This is a genomic window from Glaciecola sp. SC05 (assembly GCF_041380235.1).
Classification (GTDB): domain Bacteria; phylum Pseudomonadota; class Gammaproteobacteria; order Enterobacterales; family Alteromonadaceae; genus Glaciecola.
This window is the reverse complement of sequence record NZ_JBGIYY010000026.1, coordinates 1-15,524: the sequence shown is the minus strand read 5'-3', so window position 1 is coordinate 15,524 and position 15,524 is coordinate 1. Positions and strand designations below refer to the sequence as shown.

8 protein-coding genes are annotated in these 15,524 nt (G+C 44.7%); 7 read left to right on the top strand and 1 reads right to left on the bottom strand.

Features of this window, described 5'->3' with window-relative positions:
• Positions 1 to 33 precede the first annotated feature (33 nt).
• Complete coding sequence (gene prsT / locus AB9H30_RS18245) at positions 34 to 2,826, bottom strand: XrtA/PEP-CTERM system TPR-repeat protein PrsT (protein WP_371196183.1); 2,793 nt, start codon at positions 2,824 to 2,826, stop codon at positions 34 to 36.
• 176 nt (positions 2,827 to 3,002) lie between these two features.
• Here prsT and AB9H30_RS18240 point away from each other — a divergent pair, with 176 nt between their 5' ends.
• The 7 genes from AB9H30_RS18240 to AB9H30_RS18210 all read left to right on the top strand — a co-directional run bounded on the left by AB9H30_RS18240 (position 3,003) and on the right by AB9H30_RS18210 (position 15,466).
• On the top strand, positions 3,003 to 4,748 hold the full coding sequence (locus AB9H30_RS18240; RefSeq protein WP_371196181.1) for a DEAD/DEAH box helicase: 1,746 nt from the start codon (positions 3,003 to 3,005) through the stop codon (positions 4,746 to 4,748).
• A gap of 177 nt (positions 4,749 to 4,925) precedes the next feature.
• On the top strand, positions 4,926 to 6,320 hold the full coding sequence (cysG, locus tag AB9H30_RS18235; protein ID WP_371196179.1) for a siroheme synthase CysG: 1,395 nt from the start codon (positions 4,926 to 4,928) through the stop codon (positions 6,318 to 6,320).
• 66 nt (positions 6,321 to 6,386) lie between these two features.
• On the top strand, positions 6,387 to 7,367 hold the full coding sequence (locus tag AB9H30_RS18230) for a hypothetical protein (RefSeq protein WP_371196178.1): 981 nt from the start codon (positions 6,387 to 6,389) through the stop codon (positions 7,365 to 7,367).
• 122 nt (positions 7,368 to 7,489) lie between these two features.
• A complete protein-coding gene (locus tag AB9H30_RS18225) occupies positions 7,490 to 10,819 on the top strand; it encodes an amidohydrolase family protein (protein ID WP_371196176.1) in 3,330 nt (1,109 codons plus the stop codon).
• Between the two features lie 207 nt (positions 10,820 to 11,026).
• Complete coding sequence (locus AB9H30_RS18220; protein WP_371196174.1) at positions 11,027 to 14,242, top strand: S41 family peptidase; 3,216 nt, start codon at positions 11,027 to 11,029, stop codon at positions 14,240 to 14,242.
• Positions 14,243 to 14,263: 21 nt separating this feature from the next.
• On the top strand, positions 14,264 to 14,668 hold the full coding sequence (locus AB9H30_RS18215) for a cytidine deaminase (protein WP_371196172.1): 405 nt from the start codon (positions 14,264 to 14,266) through the stop codon (positions 14,666 to 14,668).
• A gap of 120 nt (positions 14,669 to 14,788) precedes the next feature.
• A complete protein-coding gene (locus tag AB9H30_RS18210) occupies positions 14,789 to 15,466 on the top strand; it encodes a hypothetical protein (protein WP_371196170.1) in 678 nt (225 codons plus the stop codon).
• The last annotated feature ends 58 nt before the right edge of the window (positions 15,467 to 15,524 follow it).

Here is a 15,524-nt window from a genome sequence, read left to right as displayed (position 1 = left end):
TAGTAAGTCGAACTTACTATCACCAGTCTGAATTTAGATACCAAACTCTTGTTTTAAAGCGCTAATGCGCTCCAGTGATGCCGGGTTGGTAAAGGTTCTTGCTTCTAATCTGCGTTTTGCAATAACAGTCGAACCATTTCTCAATAGGGCATCAATGTAATTAAGAATGATTTCTTCGTTAGTAACCTTATCATTCATAACTTTATTGTACGCCTCAACTGCGTCCTCGGTCTTACCCTGTTTGATAAGCACTTGAGCATAAGTATCAACGGTTGCTACATTGCTTGGCTCAATTTCATATGCTCGCTCAGCAAATTGAGCAGCATTGACAAGATCGCCTTGCTCCATTAGCAAGTACGCAAGATTATTTAGCACCACAAAGTTATTCGGTGCTTTTTCCAACATCTGCCTATAAGACGCTATAGCTTGGGAACTGTCAGACTCAATTTGACGCTCAGCAAGAAGTAGTTTTGCGCGCATATCATCCGGAAACTCTTGGCTATGCGCAGCAATAGCATCGAAGCTTCGCTGCATTTGACCGGTTCTTTCTAGAGCTTGCACTAGCACAAACAGATTATCGGTCTTTTTATTTTCATCATATGAGACCAAAGCATCGTCAACTGCATCTTCGGGACGATTTTCTAGTAGCGCAACTCTTGCCTCTACCCCTCTTAAAAATGGCAATGCTGAGTATTGGTCGTCAATGCTCTCTAGCGTAGCTTTAGCACCCGAAGCGTCGCCGGCCATCGCATAAAAATAACTTTGTAAAAATGAAATTTGTAAGTTTTGCTTACGTGCTAAAAAGTCAGTGGTTAAATCTAAGCCTTTTTCATATTCACGTTTTGCATCCAGTATAAGCAGTTGTCCAATGATTGCATTTTCTTGACTAGGAAAAACCTCTGCCCATTTTTGATAATGCTTTTCGGCTGCATCATTTTGATTGTCCCGCAATAATGCAAATCCTTTAATCGCCCAAAATTGATTGGCTGCGCTGCGATCTGGCTTGATTGAGTCCAGCGCTTGTATACTCAGTTTAGGCTGATTATCTGCTAAAGCTGCCCTTGCAAGTAAAAGAGCTACCGCCTGGTTACTTTTATCTTCGTTGAAACTTTTCTGAATACGGTCGATTGCCTCTTTTTGCTTACCCTCCTCGAGCTTTATAGCAAATAAACTGGCCAAGCCGATCACGTTATTTGGCTCGATGCTTAATAGCTGATTGGTTACTAACAAAGCTTCCCCAACCTTCTGTTGGCGCAAGTTAAGTCTGATTTTCGATATCAACAAAGGGGTACTGTCGGGCGCAAATGCAGAAACTTGTTCGAGCAAGCTTTGGGCGCCCGCATAATTTTCTTGACGCTGCAGGACCTCAGCTTCTAACAGGTATCCTTCAGCTTCTTGGGGGTTTGATTGTTGCCACTCTCTAGCCAATTCAATAGCTTTATCTAATTGCCCCGTTCCGAGGTATGCCGATGCGAGCGTAGACTTTGCAGTTACCGACTCGGGCGCTTTATCAACCGCAGCCTCAAGATTAATTAATCCTTCAATATTGTTTACCGAGAGTTTTAGTATACCTAATCGCGTCAGATCATCAGCAGTTTCGCTTATTTTTTCAGCTTGTTCTATAACTGCACGAGCCGCGTCTATGTTGCCTTCTTGAAGCAACTCGTAGCCAGCACGAGAAAATAACGACGCATCTCGGTTGCTTAGCTCACCTATTCTCGGCAACACTTCGTTAGCTTCAGTTCCCATGTCAGATTGCAATTGACTCGCTGCTAAAATCCTTAGGCCCGGGTGGCCATCGGGTAGCAGAGGGGCTACAATACTGAGATGACCAACGGCTTTTTCGAACTCACCTAGTTGAAAGGCAGCAAAGCCGGCAACTAATCTCGCTCTTGGGTCAGATTGACCAAATTGAATGGCTTTTTCACTAAATGACAGGGCATTCTGATAGTCGTTGCTCGCGGCACGTATGATGCCTTTTAGCTGATTTAATAGTGGATTAGTATCACTAAGCTGCATGAGTTCATCAACGTATACTTCGGCACGCTCGTTTTCGCCTTGCTGCACGAGCATATTAGCTAGCGCGAACTTTGATTCAATATCGTCTGAAGCCACTGAAATGTAAGATTCGTAAATATTCGCTGCTTCTTGCTCTTCACCATTGAGCATGTATAAACGCGCGGTAAAACTTAACACATCACGATTTAACGGAGCACGTTCAATAAGCACCTTGGCTTGTTCCAAAGCACTTTTATAGTCGTTATCTAAAACATCACGGTGCGCCTCTATGAGACCTTTGTACACCGAACTTGAGTCGAGGGTACTCATTTGGTCGATTAAAATGCGCGCTTCACCGTTTTTCTCTAGTTGTAAAAATGATTGCAACTTACGGTAACCGATTTCAAGACGCTCAACTGTCGTCAAGCTTTGCGCATCAAATTCTAAATCTGCTAATGCAACATTAGCGCCGGTGCGCTGATATGCTTCAGAGAGAAGGGGAATAACCTGCGCTGCAGGATGTCCCAATTCTAGTGCGCGCGATAGCTCTTTTTCCGCCGATTCAAAATCTTTTTGCGCAATATATACTTTGCCTAACTCAAACCTAGCGAGGCCAGAGCGCGGCTCTTGCTGAACTGCACTTTTTAATTCGATGATGGCGGCACTATTGTCGCCCTGCTCTACGAAAACTTGCGCCTGCTGAATGTGCTCATCGACAGTTTTGCCAGAGCAAGCCATAAGGCTTATCGCAATTGCGCCAGCGCCCACTAGTTTAATCAGTCGCTTACGCGAAAAAGAAAGAATTTGTTTATGCTTATCAACCGTCATGGCGAACATCCTCTATTAAGTCCGTTAACTCAGTGTCTGTATTTACACATTAAACACACTTTACTGCAATAAGTTTAATGGTATAAAGCACCAATTTCTAATATAATAGCAAATTATCATCTGGCGTACGTAACCTCTCTGCTAAGCCTCATTCTCGAAATATATCAGGACACCCTATGACCGACACTGTCGACATCACTTTTAAAGACCTCAATTTGCCAGAAAACCTATTACAGGCTCTGGAAAAAGTGGGTTACGAAAAACCATCGCCAATTCAAGCTAAAAGTATTCCATTGCTACTCGCAGGCCACGATTTACTTGGCCAAGCACAAACCGGAACAGGTAAAACGGCCGCTTTCGCACTTCCTATGCTAGCCAATATCGATCCAGACGAATTATTTCCCCAGCTTCTAGTGTTGGCGCCAACCCGTGAATTAGCAATACAAGTTGCTGAAGCATTTCAGGTGTACGCTAGCTTTTCTAAAAAGATTAAGGTATTGCCAGTATACGGCGGCTCCTCTTACGACAACCAAATTCGCCAGCTGAAACGCGGCGTTCAGGTAATCGTAGGTACTCCGGGTAGAATTATCGACCACATTAAGCGCAAAACATTGCGTCTAGATAAGCTTAAATTTTTAGTCTTAGATGAAGCCGACGAAATGTTACGTATGGGCTTTATTGATGACGTTGAGCTTATTTTGTCGCATGCGCCCAAGGAACGCCAAACTGCACTTTTCTCAGCCACTATGCCTGATGCGATTAAAAACATTACAAAACGATATTTGAAAGACCCTCAGCACGTGAAAATCGACTCTACCGTTAAAACCGCTAGTGCGATTCGCCAGCGTTATTGCCAAGTAGCCGGGCACCATAAACTTGAAGCACTAACGCGCATCATGGAAGTTGAAGAATTTGACGGCATGATTATTTTTGTGCGCACCAAAACTGCTACGGTTGAGTTGGCTGAAAAACTTAGCGCTAGAGGCTATGACGTAGAGCCACTCAACGGCGATATCCCACAAAATCAGCGTGAACGCACCGTAGATAAGATTAAACAGGGTAAAATCGATATATTGGTGGCCACTGATGTAGTGGCTCGCGGCTTAGATGTAGAACGTGTAAGCCACGTTATTAACTACGACATTCCATACGATACAGAGTCTTACGTTCACAGGATTGGGCGCACCGGCCGCGCTGGTCGCACAGGTGATGCAATATTGTTTATTTCACATCGTGAAAAGCGTTTATTGTTCGCCATTGAAAAAGCCACCAAACAATCTATCGAAAAAATGGATATTCCATCTATTTCACAACTCAATGAATCACGCTTAGATCGTTTTAAAAACAGTGTCCTTGAAGCTTTAAATGACCAATCTATTGAATCGTATATGCCGGTTGTCGAATCCATTATGGAAACATCTGAAGCCTCACCCGAAATGGTAATGGCAGCATTAGCTAAAGTTGCCCAAGGTGACGAGCCGTTGATTTTAGGTGATAAAGACCGTCCTGATTTGAACGCAGTACCGACTTTCAAAGAACGCTCAGAGCGCCCCTCTTCAAGAGACCGAAGCCCTCGCGGTAAAAGCGACGGCGGAGATAGAGGTGCAAGAGGCGGCGAACGTAAAGCCCCAAGTCGCCCTCGAGGCAAACCTGAAGCCGGCATGCAGCGCTTTAGAATCGAGGTAGGCTACGTACATGGTGCAAAACCAGGGAACATCGTAGGCGCTATTGCTAACGAGGCGAATATCAGCAGCAAGCATATCGGCGCGATTGATATTCACGATAACTATTCGTTGGTAGATTTGCCGGACGCAATGCCCCCCGAAACAAAGGAAACCTTGCAGAAAACTCGTGTATCGGGTCAGCGTTTGAATTTACGCGCTTGGAACGATGAGCCACCAAAGCGTAAAAAGACAAAATAACAATCCGGTATAGCACTGGCACATTTGTAATTGATGGCCACTAACACTTAAAAACACCTGATGGCTCTAGGCTCTCGGGTGTTTTTGTAATAACTTTCAAACTTTTAATTACATTTTGCTATATCACGTCTTTTTTTGTTACTTCTTAATCTTCACTTTTGCTCTACACTATATGTCATGAAATACTTTCCCGTCTTTATCGATGCCGAACACACAAACTGCCTAATCGTTGGCGCAGGAGAAGTGGCTGCGCGCAAACTTGAGCTGGTCTTAAAAACACCGGCGAAAATCACCGTAGTTGCGCCTTGGGTGAGTGATACTGTCGCTAAATTGTCGAGACTAGAAAATGTCACACTTCATGAAAGAGAGTTTGTTGAAGATGACTTAAACGGCAAAACCCTCGTTTTTGTCGCGACGGATAAACAAAGTATCAATCAACACATTCATGACATGGCGCACAGTAAAGGGATCCTTGTTAACGTGGTCGACAACACGCCATTGTGCAAGTTTATTACGCCATCCATCGTTGATCGCAGTCCGATCATCATTGCCATGAGCAGCGGTGGCGTTGCTCCTGTGCTTCTACGCTACATTCGTCAAAAGCTAGAAACGGTATTGCCCCATAAAATTAGTTTATTGGGAGACTTCTCAGAGCGATTTAGAGACAAGGTCAAAACTGCTTTGAGCTCTGTGACCGACAGACGCTATTTTTGGGAAGACGTACTCGACGGTGACATTGGCGAAAATGTCCTACAGGGTCAACAGACCAAAGCCGAACTTCAGTTGGATATCGCCTTGCAAAAATATCAAAATGGTGACAAACCCGCAGGCCAAGTATATCTTGTTGGTGCAGGTCCAGGCGATCCAGATTTACTGACATTTAGGGCGCTTAGGCTGATGCAGAAAGCCGACGTGGTGGTCTACGACCGATTAGTTTCTCCTGATATTTTAGAGCTCGTGCGGCGCGACGCTGAAAAAATTTACGTTGGTAAAGCCAAGAGCAATCACACCATTCCCCAAGAAGAAATTAACGAACTGTTAGCCAAACTTGCGCTAGAAGGCAATCGCGTAGTACGACTAAAAGGCGGCGACCCCTTTATCTTTGGACGCGGTGGTGAAGAAATACAAACATTGATAGAACACGGTGTTGATTTTCAAGTAGTGCCCGGCATCACAGCAGCAACCGGCGCCGCGAGCTACGCCGGCATACCATTGACCCATCGCGATCATGCTCAATCAGTTACCTTCACTACCGGCCATCTGCGCGACAATAGCATCGACTTAAATTGGCGAGCCCTTGCGCAACCGAGTCAAACCTTAGTATTTTATATGGGGCTAACCGGTTTACCGATTATTTGTCGAGAATTGATAGCGCACGGCTTAGCCCCCTCTACCGAAATTGCTTTAGTGGAAAATGCAACTCGCGCAAACCAGAAGGTATTAACCGGTACCCTTGAAAACATATTAAAAAACTCGTTGACCAAAGATATCAAACCACCCACCTTGATCATTGTAGGCGGCGTAGTAAGCTTGCATAAGCAATTAAATTGGTTTACGGCACAAGAGGCTTAAGCAGTTTCTCTCCGTAGCCGATAAGTGAACATAGGCGAGACATTCAGTTAAAAAAGGAAATAAGGCATGTTGCAATATGAACACCGCAAAAGCAGCATCTGCAGCCTGTTTACATTCCTAGGAATGCTCCTTTTATTGCTATGCACGCCACTTTCAGCCACCGCCAAACAGATTAAATATCAGCATGTGCCCAGCGCGACGAAAAATGCCTTTGCATATAGCTGGCGAGTAGCAGATACCACTTACCATCTTAAATTCGACATCCCCGCATCTTCTTTTAGACAGATGCCCGTCACTCAGCCCGCTTTTAGTAACGACATTATGCAGCGCGAAATCGAAGTGGCACTGCTCAAACACGCTCAAACTATCGACCCAAAAACAGCTCGAATCAAGGTCACCCGCCAAGCTACCCGCATCGAATACGGTGTGACGAGTTCCTCTGAAAAAGCGGGAAAAACAATTATGGCAAGGCTTAAAACGCTCAGCCTTGAAGCCAGAGAAACTTATCTCTCGACACATTTTTACACTGACTTCACCTCAGAGTTAGGCAAAAGCTCCATCAAACATGACCACGCGAAATACGCGGCGCTCAGCAGTGTGCATCTCACACCTGTAGTGGAGGCAATACAAGCAATGCAGCAAAATAATAAAGACCCGCGTGAATTTATTCAACTCGCCTTAAGCTGGATGCAGAGCATTCCATATAACACCTTGCAAAGTCGCGTTTCTTCAAACGGTGCTGGGTATGTTTCCCCGAAAGATTTATTGGTGCAGAACCAAGGTGATTGCGATAGCAAAGCGGCATTTTTAGCGTCTCTACTGCGAGCCTACAATGAGTCGGTAAGGCAAAAAATGGTGCTATTGCCTAAACATGCACTGCTAGCAGTTGCGATCAGAGCTAAGCCCGGCGATAAGACTATCCGTCACGATGGCATAGAATACGTATTACTAGAAGCTGCGGGACCGGGTTACTTCGCCATTGGTGAGGCTGCTGACAATACCTTAATGGGTATACGCAATCGCCAGTTTAGCCTAGAGGCCATGTAAAACTGGTTGTAAGCCCGATTGAACATTGGTAACTCTTTGCTATGAATGTTGCACCTAAACTCAATAGCCTTTATTGTGATAAGCGACTTTTCAATTAATCACAATAATAAAAACGACATCCTATGAAAAAACAATTGCTATCCCTTGCTCTAATAACCTGCTTGAGCGCGCTGTTTCAGGCCAGCGCTCAAGAAAAGCAAACATCGAGCGAAAACTCAAAAAGCACATCAGAATATGAAAATTGGGATGTGTTAAACCCTCCTATGCCGCTAAAAAGCGTATCGATTAGCACCAATGAAACCACTTGGTCTAGCCTTGATGTTACTCCCGATGGCAAGCATTTTGTGTTTGACATGCTTGGCGATATTTTTATGGTGGATGCGAATGGCGGTGAAGCAAAACCTCTTACCCAAGACTTTGCTTGGAACATTCATCCTGCGGTGAGTCCTGACGGCACCAAAATTGCATTTATTTCAGACAGAGACGGTTTATCAAATGCTTGGATAATGGACATGAATGGTGAAAACCTTGTTCAAGTGACCAAAGAAAAAGAGCATGTTATTCACGCCCCTAAATGGTCGCCCGATGGCGAATATTTAGTAGTAATGAAAGGAATTATGTCTTCGCGCAGCATTCCAGCGGGTGAAATTTGGATGTACCACCATACCGGTGGTAATGGCATCGTGATCAAAGAGCGCGAAAACGGCAAGGTGGAACAACAAAATATCGCTGACCCCGCTTTTTCGCCTGACGGCAGATACATTTATTTTACCCATGACGTTTCACCCGGCTCGCGCTTTGAATATAACCGTGACCCACTCAATGCGATTTTCGCTATCACTCGCTACGATCGTGAAAACGGTGAAGAAGAACGCTTTATATCTGGCAGCGGCGGTGCAGTTGTGCCAACTCCCTCTCCCGATGGTAAATATGTAGCTTTTGTTCGCCGCGTGAAAAGTAAAACTGCACTGTTTATCAAAGAGCTCTCTACCGGTTTAGAAAAGCCGCTTTTTTTAGATCTTGAGCGCGATATGCAGGAAGGTTTTGGTACGGAAGGATACTTTGCCTATTTTGATTGGACGCCGAAAAGCGACGCCATCATTTTTTGGACAGGTGGTAAATTCCACAAGCTAAACATTGCCGATAAATCGCTAACAACTCTTGATGTTACGGTCAATACCGAGCTTAAATACGCAGAGGCCCTGCGTTTTGAGGTGGATGTTGCCCCTGACGAATTTGACGTAAAAGCCATTCGCTGGGCGCAACGCTCTCCCGACGGCGACTCCATTTTGTTTCAAGCTCTCGGTAAACTTTACGTAAAGGATGTGTCGTCGGGTAAAACGAAGCGTCTGACTAAACAAAATGATCACGATGAATATTATCCTCGCTTTTCAGCCGACGGCAAAAAGATTGTATACACTACTTGGAACGATCAAGATTTAGGTACTGTTCGTGTCGTTTCATCACGTGGCGGCAAAGGCAAAGTAGTCAATACTGAGCCTGGCCACTTTATTGAACCGAGTTTTTCTACCGACAGTAAACTTATTGCTTATCGCAAAGTAACCGGTGGCTATCTACTTGCCCCCCAATACTCAAATAACCCAGGTATATATGTGTTGGATCTCGATGCAAAAAGCGCTACTAGGGTTTCTAAACAAGGTATAGAGCCGCATTTTAGCGCCGGCAATGATCGAGTATATTTTACCGAGTCGGTGTCTGCTGCTTATCCTGAAACGCAGTTCGTCAGTGTTGATTTAAATGGCGAAGACAAACAAGAGCACTTTTACGGCGCCGATAAAGTCAGCGAGTACCGACTATCGCCCGATAAAAAGTATCTTGCATTTGTACATCAGTACAACACTTATGTGATGCTGTTTGCGCAAGTAGGCAAGCGCATCACTATCGGGCCTGATATGAAATCTTTGCCCGTGCAGCAGCTTTCAGCGCGCGCTGGGAATTATATGACCTGGCGGGATAATAGCACTAGCGTAGGATGGTCTCATGGACCTCGTTATTTTGAACGCAGTTTAGACGAAGCCTTTACGTTTTTATCTGCAAGCGGCGAGCCCTTGCCTGAGCCGCTCACCGATGGCGTCGACTTATCTTTTCAGCAAAGCTTTAATAAACCCGATCAAGTCACTGTACTTAGCGGCGGCAAAGTCATTACCATGCGTGATGCCAACAATCAGCAAGAAGTCATTGAAGATGGCGTGATTGTGATTGAAGGCAATCGCATTATCTCGGTCGGACAGCGCGGTGACGTGAGTATTCCAGACGATGCTCTTGTAATTGATACCACCGGCAAAAGCATTATTCCGGGTTTAATTGATGCCCATTCTCATGGTCCGCAAGGGCGCAATGAAATTATTCCTCAGCAAAACTGGGAGCAGTATTCCAGCCTCTCGTTCGGGGTAACTACCATCCACGATCCGTCTAACGATACGACTGAAATTATGGCCGCGGCTGAGCTACAAAGAGCGGGCAAAATTGTTGCGCCGAGAATATATTCAACAGGTACCATTTTGTACGGTGCCGAAGCGCTGAGCTTCAAGGCTATTATTAATAACTACGACGATGCTTTTTTTCATGTGCAGCGACTCAAAGACTTAGGTGCCATATCAGTCAAAAGCTATAACCAACCGCGCCGTGACCAGCGACAGCAGGTTCTCGTCGCAGCCGAAAAGCAACAAATGATGGTGATGCCTGAGGGCGGCGGTAAATTCCAACAAAACGTGTCGATGCTTGTTGATGGACATACGGGACTGGAACACAACCTATCAATCCCACGAGGCTATGACGATTTAACACAGCTTTGGAAAGTTACCGAGTTTGGGTACACCCCCACGTTTGTTGTGTCGTTCGGCGGGATGTCGGGTGAATACTACTTTTATGATCGCACCGAAGTATGGAAAAACGAACGCCTGCTGCGCTATGTGCCTAACTTTTTAGTGGACGGTCGCTCTATTCGCAGACAAACCGCTCCAGATAACCAATACAATCATATCGAAGTGGCAAAATATGCCAAACACCTACGAGACAATGGCGTAAGAGTCATGATTGGTGCGCACGGACAGCGCGAAGGTTTAGGCGCCCATTGGGAGCTATGGATCATGCATCAAGGCGGATTTACCCCCTTTGAAGCCTTACGCGGAGGTACTATCGACGGTGCAATGCATTTGGGCATGGATAAGCAGATAGGCAGTATTGAAGTTGGTAAATTAGCAGATTTAGCAGTAATTGACGGTGATGTGCTAAACGATATTCGACGCAGCGAATATGTTACTCACACCGTGATAAACGGTCGAGTTTTCGACACTGCCACCATGAATGAAGTAGGCAGCGATAAAACCCGCCAACCGTTTTTCTTTGAGTCAAACAATCAGCTGTTTATGCCCGAAGAAACTCGCTTTGAAATGGAAGCAAAAGCGCATCGCTACCACTGGGTGCACTGAGCCGATTTAATCTCTAGTAAAAAAACGCCTTCATTTTGATGTGAATGGCGTTTTTTTGCGTATACAGTCCGCTAAAGGATTAATTAACCGCAAAACAGAGAGCTTATTTGATGCCTTTCCGAGTGCGCTGCATAGCGCACGCTTTCATTAAATGAAAGTGATAAGAGTCTAAGCTGTCACAAACATAAAATAATAATAGGTGTTTGAATGAAATCTATCGCTATTGGTATCCTACTGAGTTTATCGGCCACAGCCGCTTCCAGCCCGCTTATTTTACAGCCAGAAATTAGCCCCGACGGCAGCACTATTGCGTTTTCATATCAAGGCGATATTTGGACAGTAAATAAAAACGGTGGCCGCGCAGACCGGCTAACCATTCACGAGGGCTATGAAAGTAATCCGGCTTGGTCAAATGATGCTACTTTGTTGGCCTTTAGCAGTGACCGCTTTGGCAATGATGATGTTTATGTAATTCCGAAAAACGGCGGTACTCCAACCCGCCTTACCTATCACTCTGCAAATGATCATGTCATCAGCTTCACCCCAGACAATCATGTCTTGTTTAACAGCCAACGACTCTATAAGCAGGTAGAGCGTGAATTAGAAGTGTTAAGCGTAGATGCTCAAGGTAATAAAACCGAATCTCGTTTTATGGATGCTCTGGGTTTTGACGCCAATGTTTCTCCCGACGGAACGAAAATCGCATTTGTACGAGGTACCGCACGCATCGAAAGAGAGGCATACGATGGCCCTGCCAACCGCAACATTTGGATTTACGACACCAAAAGAGACAGCTATACACGGCTTACTGAGTCCGAGGGGCAAGACTTCATGCCTAAGTGGATAAACAACAATAGCCTCTATTTCATATCGGCTAGCTCGGGCAAGTATAATGTTCATAAAGCCACATTAAACGGCAAGATTGAACAAATTAGTAATGAAACTAACTTTGGCGTAAATCACTTCAGCACCACAAAAGACGGTGCCAACATTGTCTACCAAGCGGGCGACAAGGTTTTTTCACTCAATCCAAATAACAAGGCTAAAATCGAACTCAATATTGACGTTAACAGCGACTTTAGATTTGACCCGACTGTGGCAAAGACACTCGCAAACAAAGTAGATGAGTACGCAGTATCTCCAAATGGAAAACTCAGTGCATATGTAGTGCGCGGCGATGTTTATGTCACTCGCAACGATAAAGAAGACAAGCGCAGCGTGGCATTGTCTACCGGCCCTGCTCGGGATCGGGACGTTACTTGGTTAAATGACAACGCATTGGTTTTTGTATCTGACCGCGAGGGTCAAAATGATTTATTTTTATTAAGCTCTGATGATCCACAGCAAGCCAACTTATTTAGCAGCTTGAAGCCGAAAGTCACGCGCTTAACTACTACAGAGCAAGAAGAGTTTTCCCCTATTGTATCTCCTGACGGGAAAAAGATAGCGTTCCGACAGGACCGTGGCGTGCTTGTTAGCGCAAGCATAAGTGAGCTTGGTATCTTGAGCAATCAAATCAAATTGCTTGATGGTTGGGATAGCCCCTCTCGCGTGTCCTGGTCACCCGACAGCGCTTGGCTTGCTTACTCCTTGTCAGATTTGAACTTTAACGAAGAGGTTTACATTCATGCCGCTGATAACTCCTCAGCCCCAGTGAATGTGAGTATGCATCCACGTTACGACGTCGACCCTATTTGGAGCCCCGATGGTTCAAAACTCGGGTTTATCTCTATGCGTAACAATGGCGATTTTGACATTTGGTTTGCTTGGCTAACTAAAGAAGACTGGCAGCGCTCAAAAGAAGAATGGCGCAGAATGGAACTTAACGACGACAAACCTAAAGCTAATGGCAAGCAAGCAAAAAACGATGACAGCGAGGACGAAAAGTCTGAGGATAAAGCAAAAACAGTTGAGCCGATCAAAATCGATTTTGATGGCATTTATCAGCGCCTAGAACAAGTTACTTCCTTTACTGGCAATGAAATGCAGATGGTCTTCGATAAGGAGGGCGAGCATATTTATTACAGTACCGATGGTGCTGGTCGACAAAACAATAAAGTTGAACAAAATCTCTACAAAATAAAATGGAATGGGGAGGATCGCAAAACCGTTATTGGTGGAGATATAAAACCTTCTCAACTATTGTTAGAAAACTCTGGCAAGCATATGTTTGCACTGCTCGATGGCGGTAAAATTACGAGAGTTGCGACAAAGGACGATAAATCTGAAACTTTAAATGTTAGCTCTCAAATCAAAATTGATAACGTACAAGAGCGCGCACAAATTTTTGATGAGGGCTGGCGAGCACTTAAGGCCGGTTTCTATGACCCGCAATTTCATGGTCAAGACTGGGATTCTCTGCGTGATAAATATCGTCCCTTAGCATTGAAAGCCTCAACCAAAGAAGACTTTCAAATGATGTTTAATTTGATGCTCGGACAGCTCAATGCTAGCCATATGGGCATAGGAAGAGGTGAAAATCCCAAGCAAACACAATCTCAAAAAACCGGTTTATTAGGTATTGAAGGCAAACATACCGACGATGGTTTTGAAATTACATCAGTATTAGCCAAAAGTCCGGCCGATAGAGTGGATAGTAAACTGGATGTCGGTGATGTAATTAAAACTGTTAATAGACAAAACGTGAGCGGGCAAAATTTCTACAGTTTACTCACTGACACTATTAACTCTCCAGTTTTGCTTGACATACAGCGTAGCGGCGCAAGCAAAGAAGTGGTGATTTGGCCAACCGACTCCCTAAGCAATGAACTCTATGATGATTGGGTTAGCGAGCGCAGACGTCTGACTGACAAGCTGTCAGGTGGAAAGCTCGGTTACCTGCATATTCGCGGCATGAACTGGACTAGCTTTGAGAGATTTGAGCGAGAACTTATGGCTGCCGGTTACGGAAAAGACGGCATTGTTATCGACGTCCGATACAATGGTGGCGGCTGGACCACGGACTACTTAATGACAGTTTTAAGTGTAAAGCAGCATTCTTACACCATTCCACGCGGCGCGACCGATGACATTGAAAAAAATCATGGCCAATTTAAAAACACCTACCCGTTTTCTGAACGATTACCGTTGTCTGCTTGGACAAAACCATCGATTGCAATGAGCAATGAAAACAGCTATTCGAATGCTGAAATCTTTTCGCATGCTTACAAAGCTCTGGGTATTGGCAAACTGGTTGGTCGTCCAACCTTTGGTGCGGTAATAAGCACTGGCTCTTATTCTCTGGTCGATGGGTCACGTGTGCGTATGCCTTTTAGAGGATGGTGGGTAAAAGGCAGCGGAGAAAATATGGAAAAAGTCCCAGCAATTCCAGATATTGAAGTATTTAATCCGCCCGCTTATAAAGCTAAAGGGGTCGACCCGCAGCTTGAAAGAGCAATTAAAGAACTCATGAAAGATATTTAGCCAATAGGTATTCTAATAGATATGTCGATTAACGAACAAAGCATAGTCTGCCACCTGAGTGATTTATTATCCAAATCACACAGCCCATACTCAAAGGTTCAGGTGGCTGCCGCTGTGGCTTACCAGATTGATGGAGAAACGCGCTTGGCCTATGGTGTAAACGTCGAAAACGTTAGCTATGGTTTAACTGTCTGCGCAGAGCGCTCGGCGATTTCAGCAGCCATTGTTGATGGTATGACGTCTATTAGCGCCCTTTACGTATTATCTAACCAAGCACAAGCGATATCGCCCTGCGGGGCTTGCAGGCAGGTAGTCACTGAATTTATGCAAGACCCTGCTGCTCCAGTCTTGTGTATTAACCACAGCCAAGATCAGCGATGGGAGTCGAGTATTGGTAAGCTGCTCCCCAATCGATTTGATTTATAAAACCAATTCACAAAGATTTCTTTAAATTAATACTTTTGGTATCGCTGAATATTAAATGAAAAGCGTGAGCTTGAGTATGTTACTGTGCGCTTGAGCTAAAGTTGGTTATCAGGTTCTTATATGAATGCTTGGATTGAACTAGGAACAGCACAAATTCCTAATGGCGGTGGTGAATTAAAATTCTCACGCCGAGAAGATGAATTCTCTATTCGCCTGTCTGGGATTCGTGGCGAGTTAATGAATAGTCGTGTTTACAACTCAGAAAAAGAACTGTCAATACTTGGCTGTGCCCACTTGCGCTCAGCAAAAGAAGCTCATGTATTAGTAGGCGGTTTAGGTATGGGATATACATTATCTGAAGCTCTTAACCTGCTCAGCAGCACATCTCAAGTTACCGTAGCCGAATTGATACCAGAAGTCGTTTCGTGGAATAAAGGGCCCTTAGGAGCCTGTGCTAATTATCCGCTTAATGACCCACGCACCAATGTGCATATCGGTGACGTTAAAACACTATTGACAGGCAACAAACCCATATTTGATGCAATCTTATTAGATGTTGATAACGGCCCGGAAGGCTTAACGAAAACCGATAATAATTGGATATACTCAGCGCAAGGGCTTTCGCAGATATACACAAGCTTACGGCCAAGGGGCATGCTAGCAATTTGGTCTGCTGGACCCGATAAGGCTTTTACGTTGCGATTAAAAAAAGCCGGATATAACGTTAGCACTGAAGTGGTCAGAGCGCGAAAAGGAAAAGGTAGTCGACATACTATTTTTTTAGCTAAAAAACCCTAAGTTTTATGTCCGTAATGAATAAGAGGAATGGTGTTAACGGCAGTGTAAAAATGACCCC

Excerpts from the sequence above, each read along its gene's own strand:
- prsT (WP_371196183.1), bottom strand. The coding sequence starts at position 2,826 with ATGACGGTTGATAAGCATAAACAAATTCTTTCTTTTTCGCGTAAGCGA.
- AB9H30_RS18240 (WP_371196181.1), top strand. The coding sequence starts at position 3,003 with ATGACCGACACTGTCGACATCACTTTTAAAGACCTCAATTTGCCAGAA.
- AB9H30_RS18225 (WP_371196176.1), top strand. The coding sequence starts at position 7,490 with ATGAAAAAACAATTGCTATCCCTTGCTCTAATAACCTGCTTGAGCGCG.
- AB9H30_RS18220 (WP_371196174.1), top strand. The coding sequence starts at position 11,027 with ATGAAATCTATCGCTATTGGTATCCTACTGAGTTTATCGGCCACAGCC.
- AB9H30_RS18215 (WP_371196172.1), top strand. The coding sequence starts at position 14,264 with ATGTCGATTAACGAACAAAGCATAGTCTGCCACCTGAGTGATTTATTA.
- AB9H30_RS18230 (WP_371196178.1), top strand. The coding sequence starts at position 6,387 with ATGTTGCAATATGAACACCGCAAAAGCAGCATCTGCAGCCTGTTTACA.
- AB9H30_RS18210 (WP_371196170.1), top strand. The coding sequence starts at position 14,789 with ATGAATGCTTGGATTGAACTAGGAACAGCACAAATTCCTAATGGCGGT.
- cysG (WP_371196179.1), top strand. The coding sequence starts at position 4,926 with ATGAAATACTTTCCCGTCTTTATCGATGCCGAACACACAAACTGCCTA.